Here is a 24,102-nt window from a genome sequence, read left to right on the forward strand (position 1 = left end):
TATAAATGAGAATTGTTTTTATTTAAGTTTCTTTACATCTCTTTACATTGCAAAGTGAGCCAGTTCAATTTATAGCGCCTTAACGGTTAAATTTCATGCACCTCAATGAGCTAGCAATAAAAAAGCGACCCTGTAAGGTCGCTTAATTGTGGTACTCAACTCCAAACTTAATACCGGGTTTTACTTCTTTAGCTTAACGGGACGAGTCCAGCCGCTTAAGTGGCGCTGCTTGACGCGAGTAATGACCAACTCATCGGCCGCTACATCACGGGTTATGGTAGAACCGGCTCCGAGAGTCGCACCCTTGCCAATAGTTACTGGTGCGACAAGCTGAGTGTCACTGCCGACAAACACATTATCTTCAATCACAGTAAGATGTTTATTGGCGCCATCATAGTTACAGGTGATGGTACCCGCGCCAATGTTCACTCCCGCACCAATTTGCGCATCGCCAATATAGGCAAGATGCCCCGCTTTAGAGCCTTCACCTAACACGGCTTTTTTCATCTCTACGAAATTACCAATATGGGCATCACGTTTAAGTTCGGCGCCGGGGCGCAAACGCGCAAAAGGTCCTGCACTGGCTTTTTCGCCAACAATGGCATTTTCAACAATCGAATAAGGTTTGATTTCAGCGTTATCGGCAATGTCACAGTCAATTAAAATCGCGCCTGCGCCAATGATCACGTTATTACCTATGGTCACTTTACCTTGGAATATCACATTCACATCGACCATCACATCCATACCCACACTGACGTCGCCGCGAATATCGATACGCGCAGGATCTCTAAGATTTGCCCCTGCTAGCATCAGTTTTTCAGCGGCGCGGGCTTGATAAGCACGTTCAAGTTGGGCTAACTGTACGCGATTATTAGCGCCTTCAACTTCGATAGCGGACTCTGGTTGGGCTGTGGTAATCGCAACCCCATCGCGATGAGCCATAGCCACGATATCGGTAAGGTAGTATTCACCTTGCGCGTTATTCGATGATAATTGACCCAGCCATTCTTTTAACTGTTTACCTGGCGCAGCCATAATACCGGTATTCACCTCATTAATGGCTAACTGCTCGGCATTGGCATCTTTTTGCTCGACAATACCAACGACTTTACCCGCATCGCGCACTATACGGCCATAACCCATTGGATTAGGTAGGTTAACGGTTAAAATAGCTAGGCCATTCTCTTCACGAGCCGCTAACAGTGCATTAAGAGTCGATGCCTGAATCAAGGGCACATCACCGTATAAAATCAGCACGGTATCGTCATCATTAATATTGCCATTGGCTTGCGCTACAGCATGACCCGTTCCCAATTGCTCAGCTTGCAGCACCCAATTAAGTTGCTGCTCACCTAAGCTCGCTTGCAGCTTATCGGCACCATAGCCATAAACCAGCTGAATCGTATCGCTGCCCACGTTATGCGCGGTATCAATCACATGTTGCACCATACTTTTGTGGGCAATAGGGTGAAGAACTTTAGGGAGATCTGAGCGCATGCGGGTTCCCTTGCCTGCGGCCAAAATAACTACGTTCAGTGCCATGGGGTTATCCTTGAGCTAATGCTGGTTTAAATAATGAGGTCAATTTTTGTGGGGGTGATTTTAATGGATTGAGCATGTAAAAGCGACTGACTCCCCCATTAAAGCGTCGCTCATTTTCAGCAGCTAGAAAGTCACGCTTTTATCCGTGGTTAATACCCATTGAGCTAAATCATCCATAGTGGCAACCTGGCACCCTTCAATCACCACCAATTCGCTGAGCCCACGTGCCTGCATACAAGAACCACAAAATTTCACCTCCCCCCCCTGGGCGATAACGATCTCTAGCATCTGTTGCAAATTGTAGCCTTCACTGGGGTTCTGTTTAGGTAGTACCGCGGTGATCGCATCTGATAACAAGAATAACTTTACCTTTGCTGGTGGAGATTCTTGTTCATTGAGTTGTATCGCCAAACGTAATGCATTAAATAATCTCTCAGAGCCATAAGGGGCATCATTCACGATAATGAGAATCTGTTGCATCATAAAACCTCTTGCTAAAGTAGAAAGGGAAAAGAGTAACACTGATTAAATGCCAAAAGACTTAACTGGCTCACGTCCAAAAAAGATCCTTATTATTGTTGGTTTATTTTTAGAGACAAAAAAGGCGAAAACCTTTCGGTTTCCGCCTTTCATAATCAAACAATAACCTTATCTGGCAATGTTCTTTTTGATGGTTTCGACAACGCGAAGCTGAGCAACTGCTTGAGCTAACTCAACCTCTGCTGCTGCATAGTTAAAGTCTGCGCCAGCATTTGCCATATGGGCTTCTGCACGACGCTTAGCTTCAGCTGCTGCTTGCTCGTCAATCTCATCGGCACGCATAACGACGTCAGCCAATACTGAAATTGAAGAAGGTTGTACTTCCAGGATACCACCCGAAAGATAAAACACCTCTTCACTTCCATTTTGCTTGACGATGCGCGCCATGCCAGGTTTGATACTTGTTAGCAGAGCCGCGTGACCAGGCATAATACCTAGCTCGCCTTCTATTCCGGAAATTTGTAGCTGAGCTACTCGACCAGAAAATATATGATTCTCTGCGCTTACCATATCAAGCTGTACTGTCATGGCTGCCATCCGTTCTCCTTAAACTAAATCAAAGACCTAGTTATTTTTTGTTAGCTTTCTCAACAGCTTCGTCGATTGAGCCAACCATGTAGAACGCTTGCTCTGGAAGGTGATCGAATTCACCCTCTAGAATCCCCTTAAAGCCACGAATGGTGTCTTTAAGAGAAACGTACTTACCTGGAGAACCGGTGAATACTTCAGCAACGAAGAAAGGCTGTGAAAGATATTTTTCAATCTTACGAGCACGGAATACAGTCGTCTTATCTTCATCAGATAATTCATCCATACCGAGAATCGCAATGATATCTTTCAGCTCTTTGTAGCGCTGAAGTACGGTTTGAACACCGTTAGCAACATCGTAATGCTCTTGGCCAACAACCTGTGGATCTAGCTGACGAGAAGTCGAATCCAATGGGTCAACCGCTGGGTAAATACCCAGTGAAGCAATATTACGTGACAATACAACAGTCGCATCTAAGTGAGCGAAAGTTGTTGCTGGTGATGGATCCGTTAAGTCATCCGCAGGTACGTATACGGCTTGAACAGAGGTAATAGACCCTGTCTTAGTCGATGTAATACGCTCCTGAAGTACACCCATCTCTTCAGCCAATGTTGGCTGGTAACCTACTGCTGATGGCATACGGCCTAGCAGTGCAGATACTTCAGTACCCGCCAAGGTGTAACGATAGATGTTATCAACGAAGAAAAGAACGTCTTTACCTTCGTCACGGAACTTCTCGGCCATTGTTAGACCTGTCAGTGCCACACGTAGACGGTTTCCTGGAGGCTCGTTCATCTGACCATAAACCATGGCCACTTTATCGAGAACACCAGAATCTTCCATCTCGTAGTAGAAGTCGTTACCCTCACGAGTACGCTCACCTACACCGGCAAATACTGATAGACCAGAGTGTGCTTTAGCGATGTTGTTAATAAGTTCCATCATGTTAACGGTCTTACCAACACCAGCACCACCAAACAGACCAACTTTACCACCCTTAGCAAATGGACATACAAGGTCGATAACCTTGATACCCGTTTCTAAAAGTTCAGTGGTGCTTGATTGATCTTCATACGAAGGAGCTTCACGGTGGATCACATAGCGATCTTCTTCACCGATTGGGCCCGCTTCATCAACAGGCTCACCCAATACGTTCATAATACGGCCAAGGGTCGCAGACCCAACCGGAACAGTAATTGGTGAACCAGAGTTTACAACCTCTAGGCCACGACGCAGACCATCTGAAGAACCCATAGCGATGGTACGAACTACACCACCACCAAGTTGCTGCTGGACTTCCAGCACCAAGCCTTCACTTTTGATCTCTAGAGCGTCATATACCTGAGGTACGGCATCATGTGGAAACTCTACGTCCACAACCGCGCCAATTACTTGGACAACAGTACCTGTGCTCATGATTAATCCTCTAAAACTTGTATTCGTTACCTAGCCTAAACGGCGGCAGCACCTGAAACAATTTCCGACAACTCTTGCGTAATCGCAGCCTGACGGGCTTTGTTATAGACCAACTGCAAGTCATCAATAAGTTCACCAGCGTTGTCTGTTGCAGCTTTCATAGCAACCATACGGGCCGCTTGCTCAGATGCAATATTCTCAACAACACCTTGATAAACCTGAGATTCAACAAAACGAACCAACAAAGTATCTAACAATACTTTTGGATCTGGCTCATAGATATAATCCCACTGATGAGTAAACTCATCTTTTTCAGACTTAGGCAAAGGTAGCAGCTGCTCGATCACCGGGGTTTGCGTCATAGTATTTACAAACTTGTTGAATACTACGTACAAACGGTCCAGTTTGCCTTCGTTGTAAGCTTGTAGCATTACACGCACTGTTCCGATCAGGTCGGCTAGCTTTGGGGCATCGCCTAAACCTGAAGCAGAAGCAGACACCTGTCCGCCAAAGCTATTGAAGAATTGCGCACTACGTGCACCAATTGCACAGAATTCGACTTCTGCACCAGCTTCACGCTGCTTCTTTACGTCTGCGACAACCTTCTTGAAAAGGTTGACGTTCAGACCACCACAAAGACCACGGTCGGTTGACACCACAATGTAACCAACACGCTTAGCTTCTCGCACTTCCAAATATGGATGCTTATATTCGAGAGAACCTTGCGCCACGTGACCGATCACCTTACGCATATTTTCTGCATATGGACGGCTCGCTGCCATGCGTTCCTGCGCTCTGCGCATTTTGCTGGCTGCAACCATTTCCATCGCAGACGTGATCTTCTGAGTGTTTTTAACACTCGCGATCTTGGTTTTAATCTCTTTAGCGTTGGCCATCTTTACTCTCCAATTCTGGACCTGAGGTGCCTGAGGCACCTCTAAAATTTACCAGGTTTGGGTTTCGACGAACTTGTCCAAGCTAGCCTTCAACGCACCTTCGATATCGGCATTATAATCGCCAGTATCGTTGATGGTCTTCATTAGGTCAGCATGTTCACTGTTCATGTAAGAGAGCAAAGAAGCTTCGAAATCACCGATCTTTTTAAGCTCAACGGCCTTTAGGTAACCTTTTTCAGCTGCGAAAATAGACACAGACTGTTCAGCGATACTCATTGGAGCATATTGCTTTTGCTTCATTAGTTCGGTAACACGCTCACCATGCTCAAGTTGAGCACGAGTTGCATCGTCAAGATCAGATGCAAACTGTGAGAACGCTGCAAGCTCTCGATACTGTGCAAGAGCGGTACGGATACCACCAGACAGTTTCTTGATGATCTTAGTCTGCGCTGCACCACCAACACGAGAAACTGAGATACCTGGGTTAACCGCTGGACGTAGGCCCGAGTTAAATAGGTCGGTTTCAAGGAAGATCTGACCATCGGTAATCGAAATTACGTTAGTCGGTACGAATGCAGAAACGTCACCTGCTTGAGTTTCAATAATCGGCAGTGCGGTTAGAGAGCCAGTTTTGCCCTTAACTTCACCTTTAGTGAACTTCTCAACATACTCAACGTTTACACGTGAAGCACGTTCTAACAGACGAGAGTGAAGATAGAATACGTCACCTGGGTATGCTTCACGTCCTGGAGGACGCTTAAGCAGCAATGAGATCTGACGGTAAGCAACTGCTTGCTTAGACAGGTCATCATAGACGATTAGTGAGTCTTCACCGCGGTCACGGAAGTATTCACCCATGGTACAACCAGAGTATGGTGCCAAGTATTGCAGTGCAGCAGCTTCTGAAGCGGTTGCAACGACAACAATGGTGTTCGCCAAAGCGCCATGCTCTTCTAGCTTGCGTACTACGTTAGCGATTGTAGAGGCCTTTTGGCCTACGGCTACGTACACACACTTAATGCCAGAATTTTTTTGGTTGATGATGGCGTCGATCGCTAGAGCGGTTTTACCGATCTGACGGTCACCAATGATCAATTCACGTTGTCCACGACCGATAGGGATCATAGAGTCAACGGCTTTGTAACCAGTTTGCACTGGCTGATCAACTGATTTACGCTCAATTACACCAGGTGCAATTACTTCAACAGGTGAGAAACCATCGCTATCGATAGGTCCTTTACCGTCAATTGGCTCACCTAGAGTGTTGACTACACGGCCTAATAGACCACGGCCAACAGGTACTTCCAAAATACGGCCTGTTGTTTTAACTTTATCGCCTTCAGCCAAAGAGGCATAAGGCCCCATTACTACGGCACCGACAGAATCACGTTCTAAGTTCAACGCGATTGCAAAACGGTTGCCAGGCAGCTCGATCATTTCACCCTGCATCACGTCGGCTAGGCCGTGGATGCGGATGATGCCGTCACTTACTGCAACGATAGTACCTTCGTTGCGAGCTTCACTAACGACTTCGAACTGCTCGATCCGCTGTTTAATCAGATCGCTGATTTCAGTGGAATTCAGTTGCATGCTCAAACTCCCAATTACGACTGCAGCGTATCAGACAGACGCGAAATTTTTCCGCGAACCGAGCCGTCAATGACTAAGTCTCCTGCCGTGATAATTACACCAGCAATAAGGCTGGTATCTATGCTGCAATTCAGCTTAACTTTGCGTGCTAGACGTTTCTCTAGAGAAGCGCTCAGCTCTTGTAGTTGCTCAGAGGTTAGCTCTGTAGCTGAAACAATGTCTGCTTCAACTTCATTAGCATACTCACGTTGCATCTCAACAAATTGTTGAGCAACAGCTGGTAGCGCAACTAAACGACCGTTTTCAGCCATTACCTTTAACAGATTCTGAGCTTGCTCATTGATCTGCTCACCACAAACTCCAATAAAGAGTTCAGCAAGCTTACTGCTGGCTAAAGAGCCAGACAATAAAGGCTGCATGGTTTCGTTTTCACTCACCAATGCGGCAAAGTTCAGCATTTCTGCCCAACTCTCTACTGCTTTCTGTTCAAGAGCGAAATCAAAAGCTGCCTTTGCGTAAGGACGAGCGATGGTGGTTATTTCAGCCATAACTCAAGCTCCTTATTTAAAGTTCAGCAACAAGTTTATTAACTATGTCACTGTGTGCGGCTTCATCAATCGAACGTTCAAGAATCTTTTCTGCGCCAGCAATAGCTAATACAGCTACTTGCTTACGTAGTTCTTCTTTCACGCGATTACGTTCGTTTTCAATTTCGGCATGACCCTGAGCAATGATTTTCGCTCGCTCGGTATCAGCTTCAACTTTTGCTTCATCAACGATCTGAGCTTTGCGTTTATTCGCTTGCTCAATAATTTCGTTTGCTGTTGCTTTAGCGTCTTTTAGTTGCTCTGTGGCTTTCACCTGAGCTAACTCTAAATCTTTTGCAGCACGTCCTGCATCAGCTAGACCATCAGCAATTTTCTTCTGGCGTTCTTCGATAGCGTTCATCAATGGCGGCCATACAAACTTCATGCAAAACCACACAAAGAGAAGAAAAGAAATCGCTTGGCCTAGCAGGGTAGCGTTAATACTCATAACGACAACTCCTTTCTAAGGGGACGATTAGCCAGCTAATTGATCTAAGAACGGGTTAGCGAATACGAAGAACAATGCAACACCAACTGCAATCATTGAGATCGCATCAAGTAGACCAGCTACAATGAACATTTTAATTTGAAGTGCAGGAGCAAGCTCTGGTTGACGAGCAGAAGCTTCTAGGAATTTACCACCTAGAATAGCAAAGCCAATACCAGTACCTAGCGCTGCTAAGCCAATCATAATTGCGACAGCTATTGCTGTAAAACTAATTACAGTTTCCATTTTATCTCCGGTAAATATCTAATTTTAATAAATTAATGGTCTTCATGTGCCATGCTTAGATATACAATCGTAAGCATCATAAAGATAAACGCCTGTAGGGTAATAACCAAAATATGGAAAATTGCCCAAGGCACTGATAAAACAAACTGCGCCCACCAAGGCATCAGCGCTATCAGAATAAAGATCAACTCACCTGCATACAGGTTACCAAACAGACGAAGCGATAATGAAATCGGCTTCGCAATCAAGGTGACTGTTTCCAAAATAAAGTTAACTGGAATCAGTGCCCAATGATTGAAAGGCTGCATAGTCAGTTCTTTAGTGAACCCACCAACACCTTTAACCTTGATACTGTAAAAAACAATTAACGCAAATACACTTAGAGCTAAGCCCAGAGTAATATTCAAGTCAGTTGTAGGTACAATTTTTAGGTAAGGTACGCCTAATAATCTGTTTGCGGCCTCAGGAACAAAGTCAATAGGGACTAAGTCCATTAAGTTCATCAGGAAAACCCAGACAAAAATAGTAAGACTTAATGGTGCGATAACTGCATTTTTCCCATGAAATGAGTCTTTTACAATTTTATCTACACCTTCCACGCAGATTTCAACGAAACATTGAAGCTTGCCTGGAACACCAATTGTTGCCTTGCGTCCTACTTTGTAGAATAACCACAAAAATAGAACCCCTAGACCAACTGAAAACAAAAGTGAGTCAATGTGCCAAGTCCAAAATCCCGCATCTTGACATGCATAGTTAAAAGCAATTCCACCATCGGCGGAACACATTTTCGCATTAGTCAGGTGATGCTGGATATAGTCGGAAGCCGTTATAGTTAACGTATCATCCCCAGTTGTCGCCATGATTAATCCCACTTAATTTTGTTTGAGGTATAAAGGGGCTGTCCACGGTACGATTAACACAAGTAGATAACTGACGAATAACGGCATAAATGACGCTTTCATCAAACCAAATGCTAGTGAAAAAAACACAATGGTTAACAGCAACTTTACCGCTTCCCCCAGGAAAAAAGAACGTACGACTTTTCCTGATGCTTGCGCTCCCACATGGGAGAAAGCAAGGGTTGCGAACACAAAATTAGGAAGTACAGCAATAGCGCCACCTGCCAAAGCAGATAAACCATACTGTTCCCCCCACATAGCGAAAAAGAAAATAGAAACACATCCAGTCATCGCAGCCTGTAGTAAAACTAATTTATAAGCTGACCACCGGCCACGATGTGCTAAAACCTTGCTCAATTTGCCTTCTCCGCATTCATACTTTTTGTTTCTATATACGGATTATAAATATCCGCACAAACCCGAGGTACAAAAAGCTTGCGAAAGTATACCTTTTCGGTCATTCAAAGCAAGTTTAAGGTAGGGAAAATCGAGACTTTTCGCGTGATCTACTCCAAAAGTCTAAAAGAGGCAGATTAACAGATATCACAAAATTACATAATATTGCGTTAACTTGTAATAATTAGCGGATTTTTCCAATAATACCATCTAATTCAGCCAAGTTTTGATAGTTAATTACCATTTTACCTTTACCCTTTTTATTATGGGTAATAGAAACTTTGGCACCTAATTTTTCAATTAACTGACTCTCTAAACGGGCAACATCATGATCTTTTGCTGGTTTATCGACGATTTCAGGTGGATTTAAGGTTTTATTAATTAATCGTTCAGTTTCTCGAACAGTTAACTCTTTAGCGTTCACTAATCTAGCCAGTGTAGTCTGCTCTTCACCAGTGACAGCAAGTAACGCTCTGGCGTGGCCCATATCGATATCACCATGCTCTAACATGCGTTTTACTGGCTCATTTAAACCATTCAAACGTAATAAATTAGATACAGTGGTCCGCGACTTTCCTACAGCATCGGCAGTTTGTTGATGGGTGAGATCAAATTCTTCAATTAAACGGTTTAATGCAATTGCTTCTTCCATCGCATTAAGATCTTCACGCTGGATATTCTCAATTAATGCAATCACGACAGCCGACTCATCGGGCACCTGTTTTATGATACAAGGCACTTTATCTAAGTTAGCTAACTGTGACGCACGCCAGCGACGTTCGCCGGCAATAATCTCATATCCTTGATCAGAAATACGGCGCACTACGATGGGCTGAATAATACCTTGATTACGAATCGATTCTGCAAGTTCGTCCAACGCTTCGGGAGACATATCTTTACGAGGCTGATACTTACCCGGTTGCAGTAAGTCAACGGCAATCATCTTCAGCTCTTCATGGCTGTCACTGCTGGTATCTTTGGAAGCCATATTGTTAGCCGCTGCATGGCTAGTGCTTAATAGCGCATCTAATCCTTTGCCTAAGCCACGTTTTTTCGGTGTCATCAATTTTTCCTTAAGCTTGCTCTAACTGAGAATGTTGCTCTGCACGTCTAATAATTTCACCAGCTAGCGCCAAATAAGCCTTAGCACCCGCACTAGACTTATCGTAATACATGGCGGGAGCACCAAAACTGGGGGCTTCGGCCAGTCTCACATTACGTGGGATCACTGTGCGATACACTTTATCGCCAAAATGCTGTTTAAGTTGATCAGATACATCATTTGATAATCGATTACGCGGATCGTACATGGTGCGTAAGATCCCTTCGATAGACAGCCCCGGATTAACCATAGCGGCTAGCTTACTGATGGTGTCCATGAGTGCAGTTAAACCTTCGAGGGCGTAATATTCACACTGCATAGGCACAAGCACTGAATCGGCTGCCGACATGGCATTGACCGTCAACATGTTGAGCGAGGGTGGGCAGTCGATAAAGATAAAGTCGTAATCATCTTTGATAGGCGCAAGTGCATTTCTAAGACGAATTTCGCGGGCAAAAAACTCCATCAACTTAATTTCGGCAGCGGTCACGTCACCATTACCGGCGATCAGATCGTATTTACCCGTTGTGTCGCGATACACTATGTCATCGAAACTTTTTTCTTCAACGAGCAGCTCATAGGCGGTATTTTCGACACTGTATTTGTCGACACCGCTACCCATAGTTGCGTTACCTTGAGGATCAAGATCGATAAGCAAAACTTTGCGCTTAGTGGCAGCCAAAGATGCAGCTAAATTCACACAAGTTGTTGTTTTCCCGACACCACCTTTCTGGTTGGCCACGGCTATCACTTTACCCACAATATCATCCTGTCTATCTTGTTAGCTGGTTTAGGGTCAGTTTATTCTGCTATCAAATTGCTTGAACTGATTAAATAATGCAACTGTCATCGACCTCGAGCCTAGGGGTTTTTAACCACTCTGAGCAAATGACGCTGCTCATCGAGACGAGGTACTTTTAATTCGAATACATGGGTAACGCTATAGCCTTCAGGTAGTTGTGCCATTTCGTCATCACTTAATTGGCCTTTTAGCGCGTAAAAACAGCCAGTATCTTTCGGTAAATGGTGACACCAATGCAACATATCCTGAATAGAGGCAAATGCGCGGCTTAATACGCCATCAAACTTTTCTTCAGGTTTATAGGCTTCAACACGACTTTCTACCGAGCTTATATTACCGATAGAAAGCTCAAATTGAACCTGTTTCTGAAATCGAATTCGCTTGCCCAAACTATCAAGCAGTACAAAGGTTTTATCGGGATTCATAATCGCCAGCGGAATACCGGGCAATCCTGGGCCAGTGCCCACATCAATAAAGCGCTCTCCAACAAGATGTTTGCTTGCCGCTAAGCTGTCCATGATGTGACGGATCAGCATCTGCTCGGGTTCTCTCACCGACGTTAGATTGTAGGCTTTATTCCATTTAGCCAACATGGCAACAAAGTCGAGCAGCTGTTGTTTTTGCTCTGGCGTTGCCGTCATCTCGATTTCGGCAAGGTAAGTATCTAATTGGGCTGATAACACAGACGTATCCTCGATAAACAATGGGATATTATGAAGCGGACGAGCCTAGATGGGAAGCACCAAGGCTTACCATCTAGACTTATATCAATCAACAGCTTGGTTTTATGCGCTCTTTCTGAGCAAACCACGTTTTTTAAGATGGACCAACAAAATAGAGATCGCGGCAGGTGTGATACCAGAAATACGCGACGCTTGGCCGACGGTTTCAGGTTTATGATCGTTTAATTTGGCGATCACTTCGTTAGATAAACCGGGCACTTCTTGATAATCAAGATCCAACGGTAGACGAGTCTTTTCATGGCGAATCGCTTTATCAATCTCATCTTGTTGGCGTTGAATATAACCAGAGTATTTCACCTGAATTTGTACTTGTTCAGCAGCTCGTTGATCTTCAATAGCTGGGCCAAAACCTTCAATACTCATCAACTTAGGATAATCTAACTCTGGGCGACGTAATAAATCTTCAAAGGTCGCTTCACGCGTAATTGGCGTATTGAGGTGTGGATTTAACGCATCAACCAAAGGTGAATTAGGGTGGATCCACTGGCTGCGTAAACGCTGAAGCTCTAGTTCAATGGCTTCACGTTTAGTATTAAATTTAGCCCAGCGGTTATCGTCAACCAATCCCAGTTCACGACCTTTTTCGGTTAAGCGCAGATCGGCATTGTCTTCACGCAGCAATAAACGGTATTCCGCGCGGCTGGTAAACATGCGGTAGGGTTCTTTAGTCCCTAGGGTTGATAGATCATCAACCAGAACACCAAGATAGGCTTCATCACGACGTGGACACCAAGACTCTTTACCTTGCACCTGAAGTGATGCATTCATGCCTGCAAGTAAGCCCTGCGCACCAGCCTCTTCGTAACCAGTGGTGCCATTAATTTGGCCAGCAAAGAAGAGTCCGCTTATCGCTTTAGTTTCGAGTGAGTTTTTAAGATCGCGAGGATCAAAATAATCATATTCGATAGCATAGCCAGGGCGAATAATTTGCGCATTTTCCATGCCTTGGATCGAACGAACCAGGTTTAACTGCACATCAAAAGGTAAACTGGTTGAGATACCATTAGGGTAGATCTCGTTAGTATTAAGCCCTTCTGGCTCAATAAAAATTTGATGTGAGGTCTTGTCTGCAAAGCGATTGATCTTATCTTCAATCGATGGGCAATAACGCGGACCAATACCTTCAATAACGCCTGAATACATTGGGCTTCTGTCGAGCCCACCACGAATAATATCGTGGGTACGCTCGTTAGTATGGGTCACATAGCAAGAGACCTGACGAGGATGATCTTTTACATCGCCGATAAACGACATTACTGGTAATGGATCATCACCTTTTTGCTCACTCATCAAGTCAAAATTAATGGTGTTAGCATCGATACGTGGTGGTGTACCGGTTTTTAAACGTCCTACACGGATAGGCAGTTCTTGTAATCGCTGCGCCAAAGAGATCGATGGCGGATCGCCAGCGCGTCCTCCGCTGTAGTTTTCTAAGCCAATATGTATTTTACCGCTTAGGAAGGTTCCAGCAGTTAACACTACCGCTGGTGCTTCAAATGCTAAGCCCATCTGTGTAACAACCCCTACAACGCGATCATTTTCAACAACGAGATCATCTACCGCTTGTTGAAATAAACGTAGGTTAGGTTGGTTTTGTAAAATCTGTTGGATCTTAGCCCGATAAAGGGCCCTGTCAGCTTGGGCTCTGGTGGCTCTAACTGCGGGGCCTTTGCTTGAATTTAGGGTTCTAAATTGAATACCGGCATGGTCTGTCGCTATGGCCATAGCGCCACCTAAGGCGTCAATTTCTTTAACTAAATGGCCTTTACCAATCCCACCAATTGCTGGATTACAGGACATTTGTCCCAAGGTATCAATGTTGTGGGTCAACAATAATGTTTTTGACCCCATCCTAGCAGATGCCAATGCAGCTTCGGTTCCGGCATGACCGCCACCAACAACAATTACATCAAACCGTTCATGAAAATGCATCACAGTACCTTAAATAAAACCTGTATCGAAATTGAAAGTAGATTGATATTCGCTACCGACAAACGAACCATCGAGTAGCCGAGCATTTTAGCACCTGGAAGGCATTTGGTGAAAGATCAATTTAGCCCTTTCGATCTCAAGTGGATCTGCTTAATAGATCTTAAGATCTTTATATAGATCCTTTATTATGTTTACTATTAGGATCGCACTTTTCGGTGGATAACTCTAATTCACCTTTAATATCAATAGATAGCGTCATTCTGATCCTGTGATCTGATCGCGATCTAACTGGCGTAAGCTTGGGGATAGATCGCCTACTTATCCACAAGGGTGATCTTTGGTCATCGAGGTCAGTGAATAATACAGAGTTAGATCATGATCAAATAATAGGTTATCCACATATTTATCATTTAAGATCGTAATACGTGGATAAGTGTGATCTAATCTGTGGGCTATTACTAGAGTTATACGGATATGGGATCGTTAGAGATGATCTTGCCAAGTGCTTAACCAAGCCTGAGCTGGCTCTTCAGGGATAGGATCGTATTGCACATCGATCTGGATCTTATCCACATAGACTTGTGCTCCGCAATTTTCGATCGCTTCAATTAATTTTTCAGGCCCTTGGCAAAAAGTGTCGTAGCTGGAGTCGCCAATGGCACACAAAGCATATTTGGTTCGACTAAGATCGGGGTTTTTGGCCACTATTTCTTCGTAAAAAGGCTGAATATTGTCAGGTAGATCGCCTGCACCATGGGTTGATGACACGATTAACCATAGGCATTTAGGGTCAAGATCGCTCAGTTCTGGGGTTAAATGTACTTGAGTTTGGTGATCTAAAGCCTCTAATTGTGCCGCTAATTCATCAGCAACATACTCGGCACTGCCCAGTGTTGTACCGACAATCAGTTCTATTTTCGCCATTATTTTTCCTATATTGAGTCACAAGATGATTAAGCTTTATGCCGCATTAACCGATTAAAATCGAGTTAATGTCAATCTAAGCCATTATGGCATCATAAGTGAAAAGCCTATTTAGATCTTGTAGGTAAGCACGTTATAACGATAAATAAACGCCATACCGCATAATGTGATGGCGGTATCTGCTAGCCAGTTTTAAAGCGGTTTTTGGGCATAGAGCAAATAGTTTACGTCGGGTTGGCGGCTGGTTTTCCATTGGTTGAAAAATGGATTAAAGCGCATTCCTTCCACTTTTATGGTGGTTAATCCGTGGCGCGATATCATGTTATCTATCTCTTGTGGCTTCACAAAATGACGCCAATCATGAGTGCCCTTGGGTAGGTACCCCATGACATACTCAGCCCCGATAATGGCGATAAGATAGGATTTTATCGTGCGATTGAGGGTCGCCATCACCAATAATCCTCCTGGTTTTAACAGCTGAAAACACACATCGATTAACTGGCGTTGGTCGTCGACATGTTCAATTACTTCGGTATTTAAAATCACATCATATTGGAGTGATTTATTCAGTAAATCATCGGCTAAGCAATGTAGATACTCGACTTTGATCGACCAACTTTTAGCATGCCGTTGTGCCAATAACACATTATGGGCGCTGGCATCGATACCGGTTACATCAGCCCCCTGACTGGCTAACGGTTCGCATAGTAGGCCTACACCACAACCAATATCCAAGATCGACAAACCTTCGAAGCAGACGTCTTGAGTTAAATCTCGTTGATAATGACCTGCTATGGCATCTTCTATGGCGGTTAAGCGAGTCTGATTAAAGGCTAATACGTGCTTAAATTTACCTTTAGGATCGCGCCACTCCTGCGCTAGAGCATCAAATTTGGCGATTTCAGCTTGTTGGTCGAGCATCTTGGGTCTATTGCTCAGCTGGCTTTTATCTAACATAAAGATCCATTTCTATTTGCAGGTTATTTGATTATATACGTACAAAACGGTGACGATAGTTCACCTAAATCAGTGCACATATTACTTGTCGGAGCCATCATTAATTTTAGGCTAAAGGAAGGTTAGTCATGGCATCAAGTCGGTGTTTTTCAAGGTAGTTGGCACTCTTTACTTAAATTTTAAGCTGCATTTCTTGTTTCAGTTTCAGACTCTTTTTTTGGGTTCAACACTACCTCACCGATAACGTCACAGTTCCTTATACCGTTTGGCCAGCGTTTAGGGTTTCTTGATCTTGCCTCTTCTAGTACCTCCTTACGCTTAGATAAAATCGCTTTATCTTGCATCGCATGTCGCTCACTCGGTGATACAAAATTGAGCTTACTGTGCTTATGTTTGGTATTGTACCAAGTCACAAACTCTTCTACCCATTCCCGTGCCTCGGTGATGTTTTTAAAGCCAGAGCTAGGCCATTCCGGCCGATACTTTAAGGTTCTGAATAATGCTTCGGAGTAAGGATTGTCATTGCTTACGCTTGGTCTACTTAACGAAGCGGTAACACCTAACTCTTCAAGCTTGGCTTTCATCGTCAATGACTTCATCGGAGCACCGTTATCAGAGTGCAGTACTAACGGTTTTTTGAAGCATTGCTCACGTAGCATATTGCGCTGCATTAACTCGGCCGCTAGCTCACCACATTCTCGGTCATGGACTTCATAACCCACTATCTTACGGCTATAAATATCCTCAAACATATACAGATAATAAAAGCGCCCTTTGATGACCGAGGCTAAATAAGTAATATCCCAAGACCATACTTTGTTTGGCCCATCTGCAACGTAAGCATCTGGTTTGCTTCTTTTTGTTACGCCTTGGCTTCGCCCACGCCGATTTAATTGTTCATTGGCTTTTAACACTCGATAAAAACTCGACTCTGAAGCGATATAGACCCCCTCATCAAGCAGTGTCGGCACGATTTGTGAGGGAGGTAGGCTTGCAAACCTTACCTCATTAGAGGTTGCCAATATCTGCTCTTGCTCATCATCATTAAGCTTGTTAGCAGGCGCCCGTCTTACTGCCGTAGGCCTTAAATCTGCCTGCACTTTTCCTGCTCGATACCAGCGGCGATACGTCCGTTTACTTAACTCTGCTTCAGCGCAAGCTTTGTAAAGACGCGCACCGTGGGCATAAGCTTCTTGTATTAAATCCACCAGTGTTATGCGCTTAGGCAAAGGCGTTAACTCTCCTCGCTGTCGTCCTCCCAAAGCGCATTGAGCTTTTTTCTAAGCACCAGTAAAGCCGCAGCTTCAGCGAGTGCCTTCTCCTTATAACGTAATTCTCGTTGCAGGGATTTTATTTCTGCCTTGTCTGATTTGGCTTGCTGCTTAATCGTTTTAGCTTGAACTTCACTCGTCTTAAAACCACCTAAACAATCTTGTTTCCACTGCTGAACTTGTTCTCGAAACAAGCCTTTTTCTCGGCAATATTGGCTGATTTCAGTTTCTGACATTGGTGCTGTTTCAATGAGAACTGCAAACTTAGCTTCAGCTGACCAATCATTACTGGTTAATGTTTTACCTGGCACAGGGCGACCCTCTTTTTTGGCTTTATCTCGCCAATGATACAGGGTTTGGTAGGAGATCCCCTCACTGCGAGCCACTTCCGTGACCGTCATATTGTGGGGAGGTAATAATTTCTTTAAGACAGCGTCTTTACGTTCAGGTGAATATCGTGCCATTGAGCTCTCATTGACCGCCCCCTTTATTTAATTATTGGATGATTTTAAGGGGTGACAACAATCCTGACACAGGGGGAAGTGACGAATGGTATAGCGCTGCAGATTTATCAATCATTAACAGTGTAGTAAAAGAGGCAAGCGCTGGGCGATCAGTGGTAGCTGTTTACAGGGGAAAGAGTGGGGTGGTTAAGTCGTTTATTTTAGGGCTATGACTTAATGGCTAAGCATTATTGAGTGTTAGTGATAACTAGTTATTGATCACTCAGAATGAGGCGGCTTTACTTTATTAGTCAGTGTCAAAGTGTGGTTTAAACAACACTGGGTAATTAGCAGGTAAAAGGCGTACGTTTGTCGGCGGCTTACTGTTCATAAGCTTATATTTAGTAGGCTTATATTAGTTAGTACAGCAGCCAACAACGCGTTAAAGCTGGGTTAACTAATACTTTTAACCTGTGATACCAAAAGCCAAATGGCTAAAGCAAAAAAGATGATCCCCATAAACTTATTTTGATTTTGTCTAAATTTATCGTTATTAAGTAATGACTTACCTAATGTACCCACCATAGCGACCAATAATAGATTAAATAGTAATCCCATCACATTGAGTAATAGACCTAAGACTAACATTTGCTGGCCAGAGCTCGTGGCTAGCTGAGTCGAGACAAATTGCGGTAAAAACAATACAAAAAAGATCAAAGCTTTAGGATTGAGCAGATTGCTCATCACTGCACGTCGGTACAGTTGTTTAGCAATATTATCTTGTTGCTCAATTTGCGGGGCATCGGCTGCACTGCTGCGAATACAATCCCATCCCATCTTCAATAAGTAGGCGGCACCTAATATACGAAGTAGTTCTAAAGCTAATGGATTAACCGCTATGAGTGCAGAAACGCCCATTGCCGCCAGCAATGTCAAAATAAGCCCCGATGTGGCATTACCAAAGCTGGCATAAACCCCCACCTTTTTACCATAGCTTAGGCTAGAACTGGCGATTAATAGCATGTCAGGGCCAGGGATCAGCAGCAGCGCAATTACAGTGGTTAAATAGAGTGGTAGTAGGTTGAGATCAATCATCAAAAATGGACTGCTTAAGGTTAAAGACTAAAACAAGGCGCGGATTTTACAGCGATCGATTAGAAATGAAAGTGACAAGGGATTTAAATTCATAAATCACTGGCAGGGCAGGTTTACGATGGTGGAATTAACTGCGTATTTTTAGTTGAGCTTCACAGTTTAATATTAGTGGCTATTTTGAAATGGATCTCATTAGTGGCTAATGCCTGAAAGCTGGTGAGCTGAGCAATACTATTTCTACTGTGCATTTTACTCAAGGCTAAACAGGTTTGCGCTGTGGATATTATGAGTCAAAGTCTAAGTGGTATTTATCCCTAAGCTAAATATAAAGCCATTATATAAAATATCATCTTGAATCAATTTCTTATGTGATATATTCACTAGCACTTTGATTGTTAGTCTTGGGGCATATCTGGCTATGGAACAGGTCGGGATTTACGAAAAGCTTATTACTCAACTCATTGAGCAGCGCTTAGATAAGGACATATTTTTTGTTGGGGAAAGGAAGCTAGAAGTTGCTGAGGCAAGTGTTTGGCTCTCACGTTTTTTGACTAAAGTCATTGAATATGTGATTAATTCTGTTCCCGCAGATGAAAACCAAGTTATCAATCAAATCAGTTTGGCTAATCGGTTAGTGATGTGGCTCAAAGAGCACATTAACGATGATGATTTTATTGATGAAAATCTCATCGATAGCCAAGGTCGGATACTCACGGCTCTCTTTAACAAGCAAAATCCTATTGCAACTGATTTACCTAAATATACGGCCGCCATATTTCCATTAACAGGGCTCACTCAGAGTGAGCTTTTTTGTGGTAGTAATGCGGGATTATCGCTTGAAAGTGAGCTTAAACGTGAGATCCGCTCATCAGATAAAATCTATTGGCTGGTGTCATTTATCAAGTGGGCGGGTATTCGTATCTTCAAAAATGAACTTGAGGAATTTACACGCAGTGGTAAAGAGTTACGTATCATCACGACATCTTATATGGGCGCGACTGATGCTAAGGCCGTCGAGTTTCTAGCCAGTTTACCCAATAGCCAAGTAAAATTAAGTTACAACACTAAACGCGAAAGGCTGCATGCAAAGTCCTATTTATTTCTACGAAATACGGGTTTTCATACTGGTTATATCGGTTCTTCAAATTTATCGCATTCTGCATTGACCAGCGGGCTTGAGTGGAACCTTAAGATCACCACCCAAGAAATTCCCCACATTATTGATAAATCACTCAGCACTTTTGAAACTTACTGGGAATCGAACGAATTTGAGCTTTTTAGCGGTGATGCGAACAGTAAAGAAAAGTTAAACAATGCGCTCAAAGAAGCGAAAGGCTGTGGCACTGAATCGAGCTCATTTCATTTTGACATTAAGCCGTTTGCGCATCAGCGAGAAATCCTCGAACAGCTTGCAGTAGAACGAAGCGTTCATGGCCGTTTTAAAAATCTTATTGTCGCGGCGACAGGCACGGGCAAGACTATTATATCTGCGTTCGATTTCGCGCGATTTTATAAACGGTATCCAGAAGCTAATTTTCTATTTGTTGCTCATAGGCAAGAAATTTTACAGCAAGCCCTCAGCGCTTATCGCGGCGTGTTAAAGAATAATCAATTTGGCGAGCTATGGGTGGCAGAGCATAAACCAAATAGTTACAAACACTTATTTGCATCAATCCAAAGCTTGAATCTGCAACTTGATAACCTGCCATTAGCGGCTGATTTTTATGATTATATTGTGATTGATGAAGTCCATCATGTTGCTGCGAGCAGTTATCGTGGACTCTTAGCTCATTTTGAATCTAAGGTTTTACTGGGGCTTACGGCTACACCAGAGCGTCATGATGGTGTCGATATTTTGGCTGACTTTTGCGGTGTCATTGCCGCTGAAATACGTTTACCCGAAGCTATTAATCAACGGCATTTATGTCCATTTCAATATTTTGCGATCGATGATGAGACCGATCTTCGCAAGTTAAATTGGAGTCGTGGTCGTTATGATGTCGCTGAGCTGAGCAATTTATACACTCACAATGAACAACGCGTGACGCGCATTATTCGCAGCCTAGTTGAAACTGTAACAGATATAAATAATATCAAGGCGTTAGCCTTTTGTGTAACCAAGGAACACGCCGAATACATGGCGAAGAAGTTCAATTTGGCGGGGATCAGCGCCGATGTGCTGACCAGTGATAATCGTTCTGAACGCCAACAAAAGCGGCAGAGCTTAGTTAGTGGCAAATTATCTATTTTGTGTGTGGTGGATATTTTCAACGAAGGTGTCGATATTCCAGAGGTCGATACCTTGTTATTTTTACGGCCAACGGAAAGCTTGACTATATTCCTGCAACAACTTGGCCGTGGTTTGCGTCTCACCGATGATAAACAGTGTTGCACCATATTAGATTTTGTCGGAAATTCACGCGATGAATATGATTTTTCACAGAAGTTTAGAGCGTTAGTCGGTAAAACCAATCAGTCGATTAAAGATGAAATTCTGAATGACTTTCCGCATCTACCGCTAGGGTGCCGAATTGAACTTGAGGAGAAAGCGCAGTCGATGATTTTGCGTAATATTAGCCGCGCAACGCTCAATTCCAATCGATTAACCAGTCTAATGGCAAACTTTAAACATCAAACTGACCTGCCGCTCACGTTAGGCTACTTTTTACTCATGAACCCGCAAGTGAGTCTTGAAGACATTTATCGCATAAAGATTAATGGCCAAAGTGGATGGACCTTATTAGTCGAGGCCGTTCAGGGGAATAAGATTACAGAACCTGCAGTTCAGCCCGATTTAGCTAAAGCTTATTATCGCGCGATTAACTTCCACTTACTCAGTTGCACGTCATTATCCTATTTAAAGTTTATCAAACAGTTATGCGAAAATGATTTTCTCTTTGACGGACTAGATCCTATTCAAAATCAGTTTGCTTTGATGTGCCACTACAACTTTTGGGATAAATCAGGTACGGCTTTAAACGTTAACAGTTTAGCGGCTAGCTTGCTGATGCTACGCAATAAACCGTTACAGGAAGAATTGTTGGCAGTATTGGCGATACTGATCAACCGGGTACACCATCAAGAAATGGATTTGGAATTACTCCAACCCACAGCGTTGAAAGTGCACTCTCGTTATACTCGTGAGCAAATTTTAGCAGCAATTGGTGCAAGCACATTTGTAGCTAAATCGCCATCAAGAGAAGGTGTGCTTGCTATTAATGACCAAAATCTTGAATGCTTATTTGTAACGTTAAACAAATCAGAGAAGCAGTTTTCACCGACAACCATGTATCACGACTATGCCATTAGCGAACATCTATTCCACTGGCAATCGCAAAATAGCGCACGGCCAGAACGTGGTCGAGGCCAGAGTTATATTGAGCAACAAAAGCTAAGGAAAACCATACTGTTGTTTGTTCGAGAGCAGTCAAAAGACGAAAATGGCCGCACTATGGGATTCGTGAATTTTGGCAAAGTACATTATGTCAGCTATAGCGGTTCACAACCGATGAATATCACATGGCGATTAGAGCATCCAATACCTGATGTAATGTGGCATGACGCCGCTAAGTTATCTGTTGGCTAGCAAAGAGCCTCTGCTTATCAATTAATCAATCAAAGCATAAATCCAAATTCCATTTTATTGCAGATAGTTATAGGGAGTTGCAAAGGCTAAGATGTTACGGTAATCCTCCCATTTTTAACTGCAATTAAAAATAGAAGTTAGGCAGCCATCAGTGGTGGCCTGCCGTTATTAGCTTTATGTGGTCTTTCATGATTGTAAAACCATAACCACTTAGTTGCATAGTCCTGCACCTCTTTAATTGATTCGAACAGGTACTTGCTGAGCCAACTGTACCGAATTGTTTTGTTATGTCGTTCGATATAAGCGTTTTGTTGTGGATTACCTGGTTGAATATATTCAATTCGAATATTCTGGCATTTAGCCCACGTTGTAAACTCAGTACTGATAAACTCAGGGCCGTTGTCACAGCGAATAACTGTTGGCTTAGCTCGATACTCAAATACCTGCTCTAGCGCTCTAATAACCCTTACAGCAGGAAGTGAAAATCCTGGTTCAATCACTAAAGCTTCACGCCGATAATCATCTATGACATTAAATAATCGGTAATTTCGACCATCTGATAACTGGTCATGCATAAAGTCGACAGACCATACTTGGTTAGGTTTTATCGGCTCTTTTAGTGGTTCCGGTGCATTTCGTTTGAGTCGACGTCTTGGACGAATACGCAGGTTCAGCGCTAGCTCACAGTAAATTCGGTACACTCGCTTATGATTCCATGGCTTGCCTTTTACATTACGTAAATAATCGAAGCACAGACCGAAGCCCCAATCACTTTCATCTTCGGTCAGCTTAATTAGCCAATTTGAAATCTGTGTATTTTCCGCCGATAATTTTGCTTGATAACGAAAGCATGTCTCACTGATAAAGAAAGCCGAGCAGGCCTTACTAATACTGATGTTGTGGTTAGCCACCGCAAACTGAGCGAGTTCTCTTCGCTCACAGGGCTTTACCACTTTTTTGCCATAGCTTCCTGAATGATTTCAGCTTTAAGACGCTCTTCTGCGTACATTTTTTTGAGTCGCCTATTTTCATCTTCTAGCTCTTTCATCCGAGCCATGAGTGATGCATCCATTCCCCCATATTTAGCACGCCATTTATAAAACGTTGCACTGCTCATACCGTGCTCTCGGCAAAGCTCAGGTGCGGGCGTACCAGCTTCAGCTTGCTTCAAAATCGTCATAATTTGACTATCCGTGTACCGCGACTTTTTCATATAGAACCTCCTGCGTTTAACTTACGAGAAAACTCTACTTTTAACAGCTGTTATTTTTCGGGGGGATTACCATTCAGAGTTATTTTATTCGTAACCTTTAGATTCTAAGGTCCTATGGTTGCTTGCGGTAATATTCTCTTCAATATTGGTAAACAAATGAAATCAAAAAAAGAATGTCTAGCAAAACTCAATTATTTTAGAGAAACATTTTGGTTTAGTCTCGGCGCTTATGGCTTAGCGACTAAAGAACCTACCGCAGAAATAATTGCGCAACATAAGATTGAATTGGCAGGTGATCAGATATATGTATTAGCTGAAAATGAAAAGGGGCCTGAGTTTTGGCTTAAATATTCAGTTGAATTCTCCCAAGCTCTTTCCGATGGTTCAGCTAAAACATTTGTCAGGCAAACCTTCTTGATGATGCTACTTGAGTCATTTGAGGCATCTAAAAAGTATGCTCAATCTAATGGGCAACTCGACTCCTTCAAACGGCAGGAATGGTATCCGTTTGCTAGACACCTAAGGAATGCCATTGGCCATAGCGAAGTGTGGAGTATAGGTAATAACCCTAAGGATCTCCCTACTACCTTCAGGAACAAAACCATTGATGCTAGTCTTGATGGCCAACCTCTTGGTGAATTTATTGATTGGGTATATGGATTGCAACTACACGCGAGTTTTACTAACTGGGTCTATCTCGAATCGATAGAGCGATAAATACCAAATAATTATTTATGCCCAAAGTAAGTTATGACTGACAGAAGGTACATTAATAGGGGCCTGATTTTGGAATACTTTCCTAATGAAGGAAAGCGCAAAACCAGATTCCATTGTTGTTTTTGACATCCTATTCAGGATGGCTAGCCCATCCATATGAATATCACAATCATCCAGCTCTGC

22 protein-coding genes are annotated in these 24,102 nt (G+C 43.3%); 2 read left to right on the forward strand and 20 right to left on the reverse strand.

Going from position 1 to position 24,102, the window contains the following annotated elements; all coding sequences use genetic code 11:
• Positions 1-180: 180 nt before the first annotated feature.
• The 19 genes from glmU to AC0VXX_RS17955 form a co-directional block, all read right to left on the reverse strand.
• A complete protein-coding gene (glmU, locus tag AC0VXX_RS17865; RefSeq protein ID WP_475515377.1) occupies positions 181-1,545 on the reverse strand; it encodes a bifunctional UDP-N-acetylglucosamine diphosphorylase/glucosamine-1-phosphate N-acetyltransferase GlmU in 1,365 nt (454 codons plus the stop codon).
• Positions 1,546-1,668: 123 nt separating this feature from the next.
• Positions 1,669-2,028: a DsrE/DsrF/TusD sulfur relay family protein gene (locus AC0VXX_RS17870; protein WP_346252972.1), complete on the reverse strand. Its 360-nt coding sequence runs from the start codon at positions 2,026-2,028 to the stop codon at positions 1,669-1,671.
• 165 nt (positions 2,029-2,193) lie between these two features.
• Positions 2,194-2,622, reverse strand: a complete 429-nt coding sequence (locus AC0VXX_RS17875; protein ID WP_119978629.1) for a F0F1 ATP synthase subunit epsilon — start codon at positions 2,620-2,622, stop codon at positions 2,194-2,196.
• A gap of 31 nt (positions 2,623-2,653) precedes the next feature.
• Positions 2,654-4,030: a F0F1 ATP synthase subunit beta gene (gene atpD / locus AC0VXX_RS17880; protein WP_110458826.1), complete on the reverse strand. Its 1,377-nt coding sequence runs from the start codon at positions 4,028-4,030 to the stop codon at positions 2,654-2,656.
• Between the two features lie 35 nt (positions 4,031-4,065).
• Positions 4,066-4,926, reverse strand: coding sequence for a F0F1 ATP synthase subunit gamma (gene atpG, locus AC0VXX_RS17885; protein WP_475515378.1), 861 nt, complete (start codon positions 4,924-4,926; stop codon positions 4,066-4,068).
• Between the two features lie 48 nt (positions 4,927-4,974).
• Entirely contained in the window at positions 4,975-6,516 is a 1,542-nt protein-coding gene (gene atpA, locus AC0VXX_RS17890; RefSeq protein WP_475515379.1) for a F0F1 ATP synthase subunit alpha, read from the reverse strand.
• A gap of 14 nt (positions 6,517-6,530) precedes the next feature.
• Entirely contained in the window at positions 6,531-7,064 is a 534-nt protein-coding gene (atpH, locus tag AC0VXX_RS17895; RefSeq protein WP_110458823.1) for a F0F1 ATP synthase subunit delta, read from the reverse strand.
• Positions 7,065-7,080: 16 nt separating this feature from the next.
• A complete protein-coding gene (gene atpF, locus AC0VXX_RS17900; RefSeq protein ID WP_475515380.1) occupies positions 7,081-7,551 on the reverse strand; it encodes a F0F1 ATP synthase subunit B in 471 nt (156 codons plus the stop codon).
• A 27-nt stretch (positions 7,552-7,578) separates the two neighbouring features.
• Positions 7,579-7,836 carry a F0F1 ATP synthase subunit C gene (gene atpE / locus AC0VXX_RS17905; RefSeq protein WP_110458821.1) on the reverse strand — a complete coding sequence of 86 codons (258 nt, stop codon included), beginning with the start codon at positions 7,834-7,836 and terminating at the stop codon, positions 7,579-7,581.
• Positions 7,837-7,868: 32 nt separating this feature from the next.
• Positions 7,869-8,699 carry a F0F1 ATP synthase subunit A gene (gene atpB, locus AC0VXX_RS17910; RefSeq protein WP_110458820.1) on the reverse strand — a complete coding sequence of 277 codons (831 nt, stop codon included), beginning with the start codon at positions 8,697-8,699 and terminating at the stop codon, positions 7,869-7,871.
• Positions 8,700-8,711: 12 nt separating this feature from the next.
• Complete coding sequence (locus tag AC0VXX_RS17915; protein WP_110458819.1) at positions 8,712-9,095, reverse strand: ATP synthase subunit I; 384 nt, start codon at positions 9,093-9,095, stop codon at positions 8,712-8,714.
• A 223-nt stretch (positions 9,096-9,318) separates the two neighbouring features.
• The gene (locus AC0VXX_RS17920; protein WP_475515381.1) at positions 9,319-10,197 is read right to left on the reverse strand and encodes a ParB/RepB/Spo0J family partition protein; all 879 of its coding nucleotides are present in this window, start codon (positions 10,195-10,197) and stop codon (positions 9,319-9,321) included.
• Between the two features lie 10 nt (positions 10,198-10,207).
• Positions 10,208-10,996, reverse strand: coding sequence for a ParA family protein (locus AC0VXX_RS17925; protein ID WP_110458817.1), 789 nt, complete (start codon positions 10,994-10,996; stop codon positions 10,208-10,210).
• Positions 10,997-11,097: 101 nt separating this feature from the next.
• On the reverse strand, positions 11,098-11,721 hold the full coding sequence (rsmG, locus tag AC0VXX_RS17930) for a 16S rRNA (guanine(527)-N(7))-methyltransferase RsmG (protein ID WP_475515382.1): 624 nt from the start codon (positions 11,719-11,721) through the stop codon (positions 11,098-11,100).
• Between the two features lie 102 nt (positions 11,722-11,823).
• Positions 11,824-13,713 (reverse strand): tRNA uridine-5-carboxymethylaminomethyl(34) synthesis enzyme MnmG, encoded by a 1,890-nt coding sequence (mnmG, locus tag AC0VXX_RS17935; RefSeq protein WP_475515383.1) that lies wholly within the window; start codon positions 13,711-13,713, stop codon positions 11,824-11,826.
• Positions 13,714-14,196: 483 nt separating this feature from the next.
• Complete coding sequence (mioC, locus tag AC0VXX_RS17940; protein WP_119978634.1) at positions 14,197-14,637, reverse strand: FMN-binding protein MioC; 441 nt, start codon at positions 14,635-14,637, stop codon at positions 14,197-14,199.
• A 192-nt stretch (positions 14,638-14,829) separates the two neighbouring features.
• Positions 14,830-15,594 carry a bifunctional 2-polyprenyl-6-hydroxyphenol methylase/3-demethylubiquinol 3-O-methyltransferase UbiG gene (gene ubiG, locus AC0VXX_RS17945; RefSeq protein ID WP_475515384.1) on the reverse strand — a complete coding sequence of 255 codons (765 nt, stop codon included), beginning with the start codon at positions 15,592-15,594 and terminating at the stop codon, positions 14,830-14,832.
• 179 nt (positions 15,595-15,773) lie between these two features.
• A protein-coding gene (locus AC0VXX_RS17950) for an IS3 family transposase (protein ID WP_475514016.1) occupies positions 15,774-17,329 on the reverse strand; the annotation gives its coding sequence in 2 pieces (ribosomal slippage) (positions 15,774-16,876 and positions 16,876-17,329; 1,557 coding nt in all).
• Between the two features lie 432 nt (positions 17,330-17,761).
• A complete protein-coding gene (locus AC0VXX_RS17955) occupies positions 17,762-18,403 on the reverse strand; it encodes a LysE family translocator (RefSeq protein WP_475515385.1) in 642 nt (213 codons plus the stop codon).
• A gap of 418 nt (positions 18,404-18,821) precedes the next feature.
• Here AC0VXX_RS17955 and AC0VXX_RS17960 point away from each other — a divergent pair, with 418 nt between their 5' ends.
• A complete protein-coding gene (locus tag AC0VXX_RS17960) occupies positions 18,822-21,989 on the forward strand; it encodes a DUF3427 domain-containing protein (protein ID WP_475515386.1) in 3,168 nt (1,055 codons plus the stop codon).
• A 137-nt stretch (positions 21,990-22,126) separates the two neighbouring features.
• Here AC0VXX_RS17960 and AC0VXX_RS17965 read toward each other — a convergent pair.
• Positions 22,127-23,202 (reverse strand): IS3 family transposase gene (locus AC0VXX_RS17965; RefSeq protein WP_475514310.1). Its coding sequence is split into 2 segments (ribosomal slippage): positions 22,127-22,950 and positions 22,950-23,202, totalling 1,077 coding nucleotides; the frame shifts between segments, so codons are not numbered across the junction.
• A gap of 156 nt (positions 23,203-23,358) precedes the next feature.
• Between AC0VXX_RS17965 and AC0VXX_RS17970 the strand changes: the two genes are divergently transcribed.
• Complete coding sequence (locus AC0VXX_RS17970; protein ID WP_475515387.1) at positions 23,359-23,919, forward strand: hypothetical protein; 561 nt, start codon at positions 23,359-23,361, stop codon at positions 23,917-23,919.
• Positions 23,920-24,102: the final 183 nt, after the last annotated feature.

Source organism: Shewanella sp. QJM3NY_23, from assembly GCF_056173105.1.

Excerpts from the sequence above, each read along its gene's own strand:
- glmU (WP_475515377.1), bottom strand. The coding sequence starts at position 1,545 with ATGGCACTGAACGTAGTTATTTTGGCCGCAGGCAAGGGAACCCGCATG.
- AC0VXX_RS17870 (WP_346252972.1), bottom strand. The coding sequence starts at position 2,028 with ATGATGCAACAGATTCTCATTATCGTGAATGATGCCCCTTATGGCTCT.
- AC0VXX_RS17875 (WP_119978629.1), bottom strand. The coding sequence starts at position 2,622 with ATGGCAGCCATGACAGTACAGCTTGATATGGTAAGCGCAGAGAATCAT.
- atpD (WP_110458826.1), bottom strand. The coding sequence starts at position 4,030 with ATGAGCACAGGTACTGTTGTCCAAGTAATTGGCGCGGTTGTGGACGTA.
- atpG (WP_475515378.1), bottom strand. The coding sequence starts at position 4,926 with ATGGCCAACGCTAAAGAGATTAAAACCAAGATCGCGAGTGTTAAAAAC.
- atpA (WP_475515379.1), bottom strand. The coding sequence starts at position 6,516 with ATGCAACTGAATTCCACTGAAATCAGCGATCTGATTAAACAGCGGATC.
- atpH (WP_110458823.1), bottom strand. The coding sequence starts at position 7,064 with ATGGCTGAAATAACCACCATCGCTCGTCCTTACGCAAAGGCAGCTTTT.
- atpF (WP_475515380.1), bottom strand. The coding sequence starts at position 7,551 with ATGAGTATTAACGCTACCCTGCTAGGCCAAGCGATTTCTTTTCTTCTC.
- atpE (WP_110458821.1), bottom strand. The coding sequence starts at position 7,836 with ATGGAAACTGTAATTAGTTTTACAGCAATAGCTGTCGCAATTATGATT.
- atpB (WP_110458820.1), bottom strand. The coding sequence starts at position 8,699 with ATGGCGACAACTGGGGATGATACGTTAACTATAACGGCTTCCGACTAT.
- AC0VXX_RS17920 (WP_475515381.1), bottom strand. The coding sequence starts at position 10,197 with ATGACACCGAAAAAACGTGGCTTAGGCAAAGGATTAGATGCGCTATTA.
- mnmG (WP_475515383.1), bottom strand. The coding sequence starts at position 13,713 with ATGCATTTTCATGAACGGTTTGATGTAATTGTTGTTGGTGGCGGTCAT.
- mioC (WP_119978634.1), bottom strand. The coding sequence starts at position 14,637 with ATGGCGAAAATAGAACTGATTGTCGGTACAACACTGGGCAGTGCCGAG.
- ubiG (WP_475515384.1), bottom strand. The coding sequence starts at position 15,594 with ATGTTAGATAAAAGCCAGCTGAGCAATAGACCCAAGATGCTCGACCAA.
- AC0VXX_RS17955 (WP_475515385.1), bottom strand. The coding sequence starts at position 18,403 with ATGATTGATCTCAACCTACTACCACTCTATTTAACCACTGTAATTGCG.
- AC0VXX_RS17960 (WP_475515386.1), top strand. The coding sequence starts at position 18,822 with ATGGAACAGGTCGGGATTTACGAAAAGCTTATTACTCAACTCATTGAG.
- AC0VXX_RS17970 (WP_475515387.1), top strand. The coding sequence starts at position 23,359 with ATGAAATCAAAAAAAGAATGTCTAGCAAAACTCAATTATTTTAGAGAA.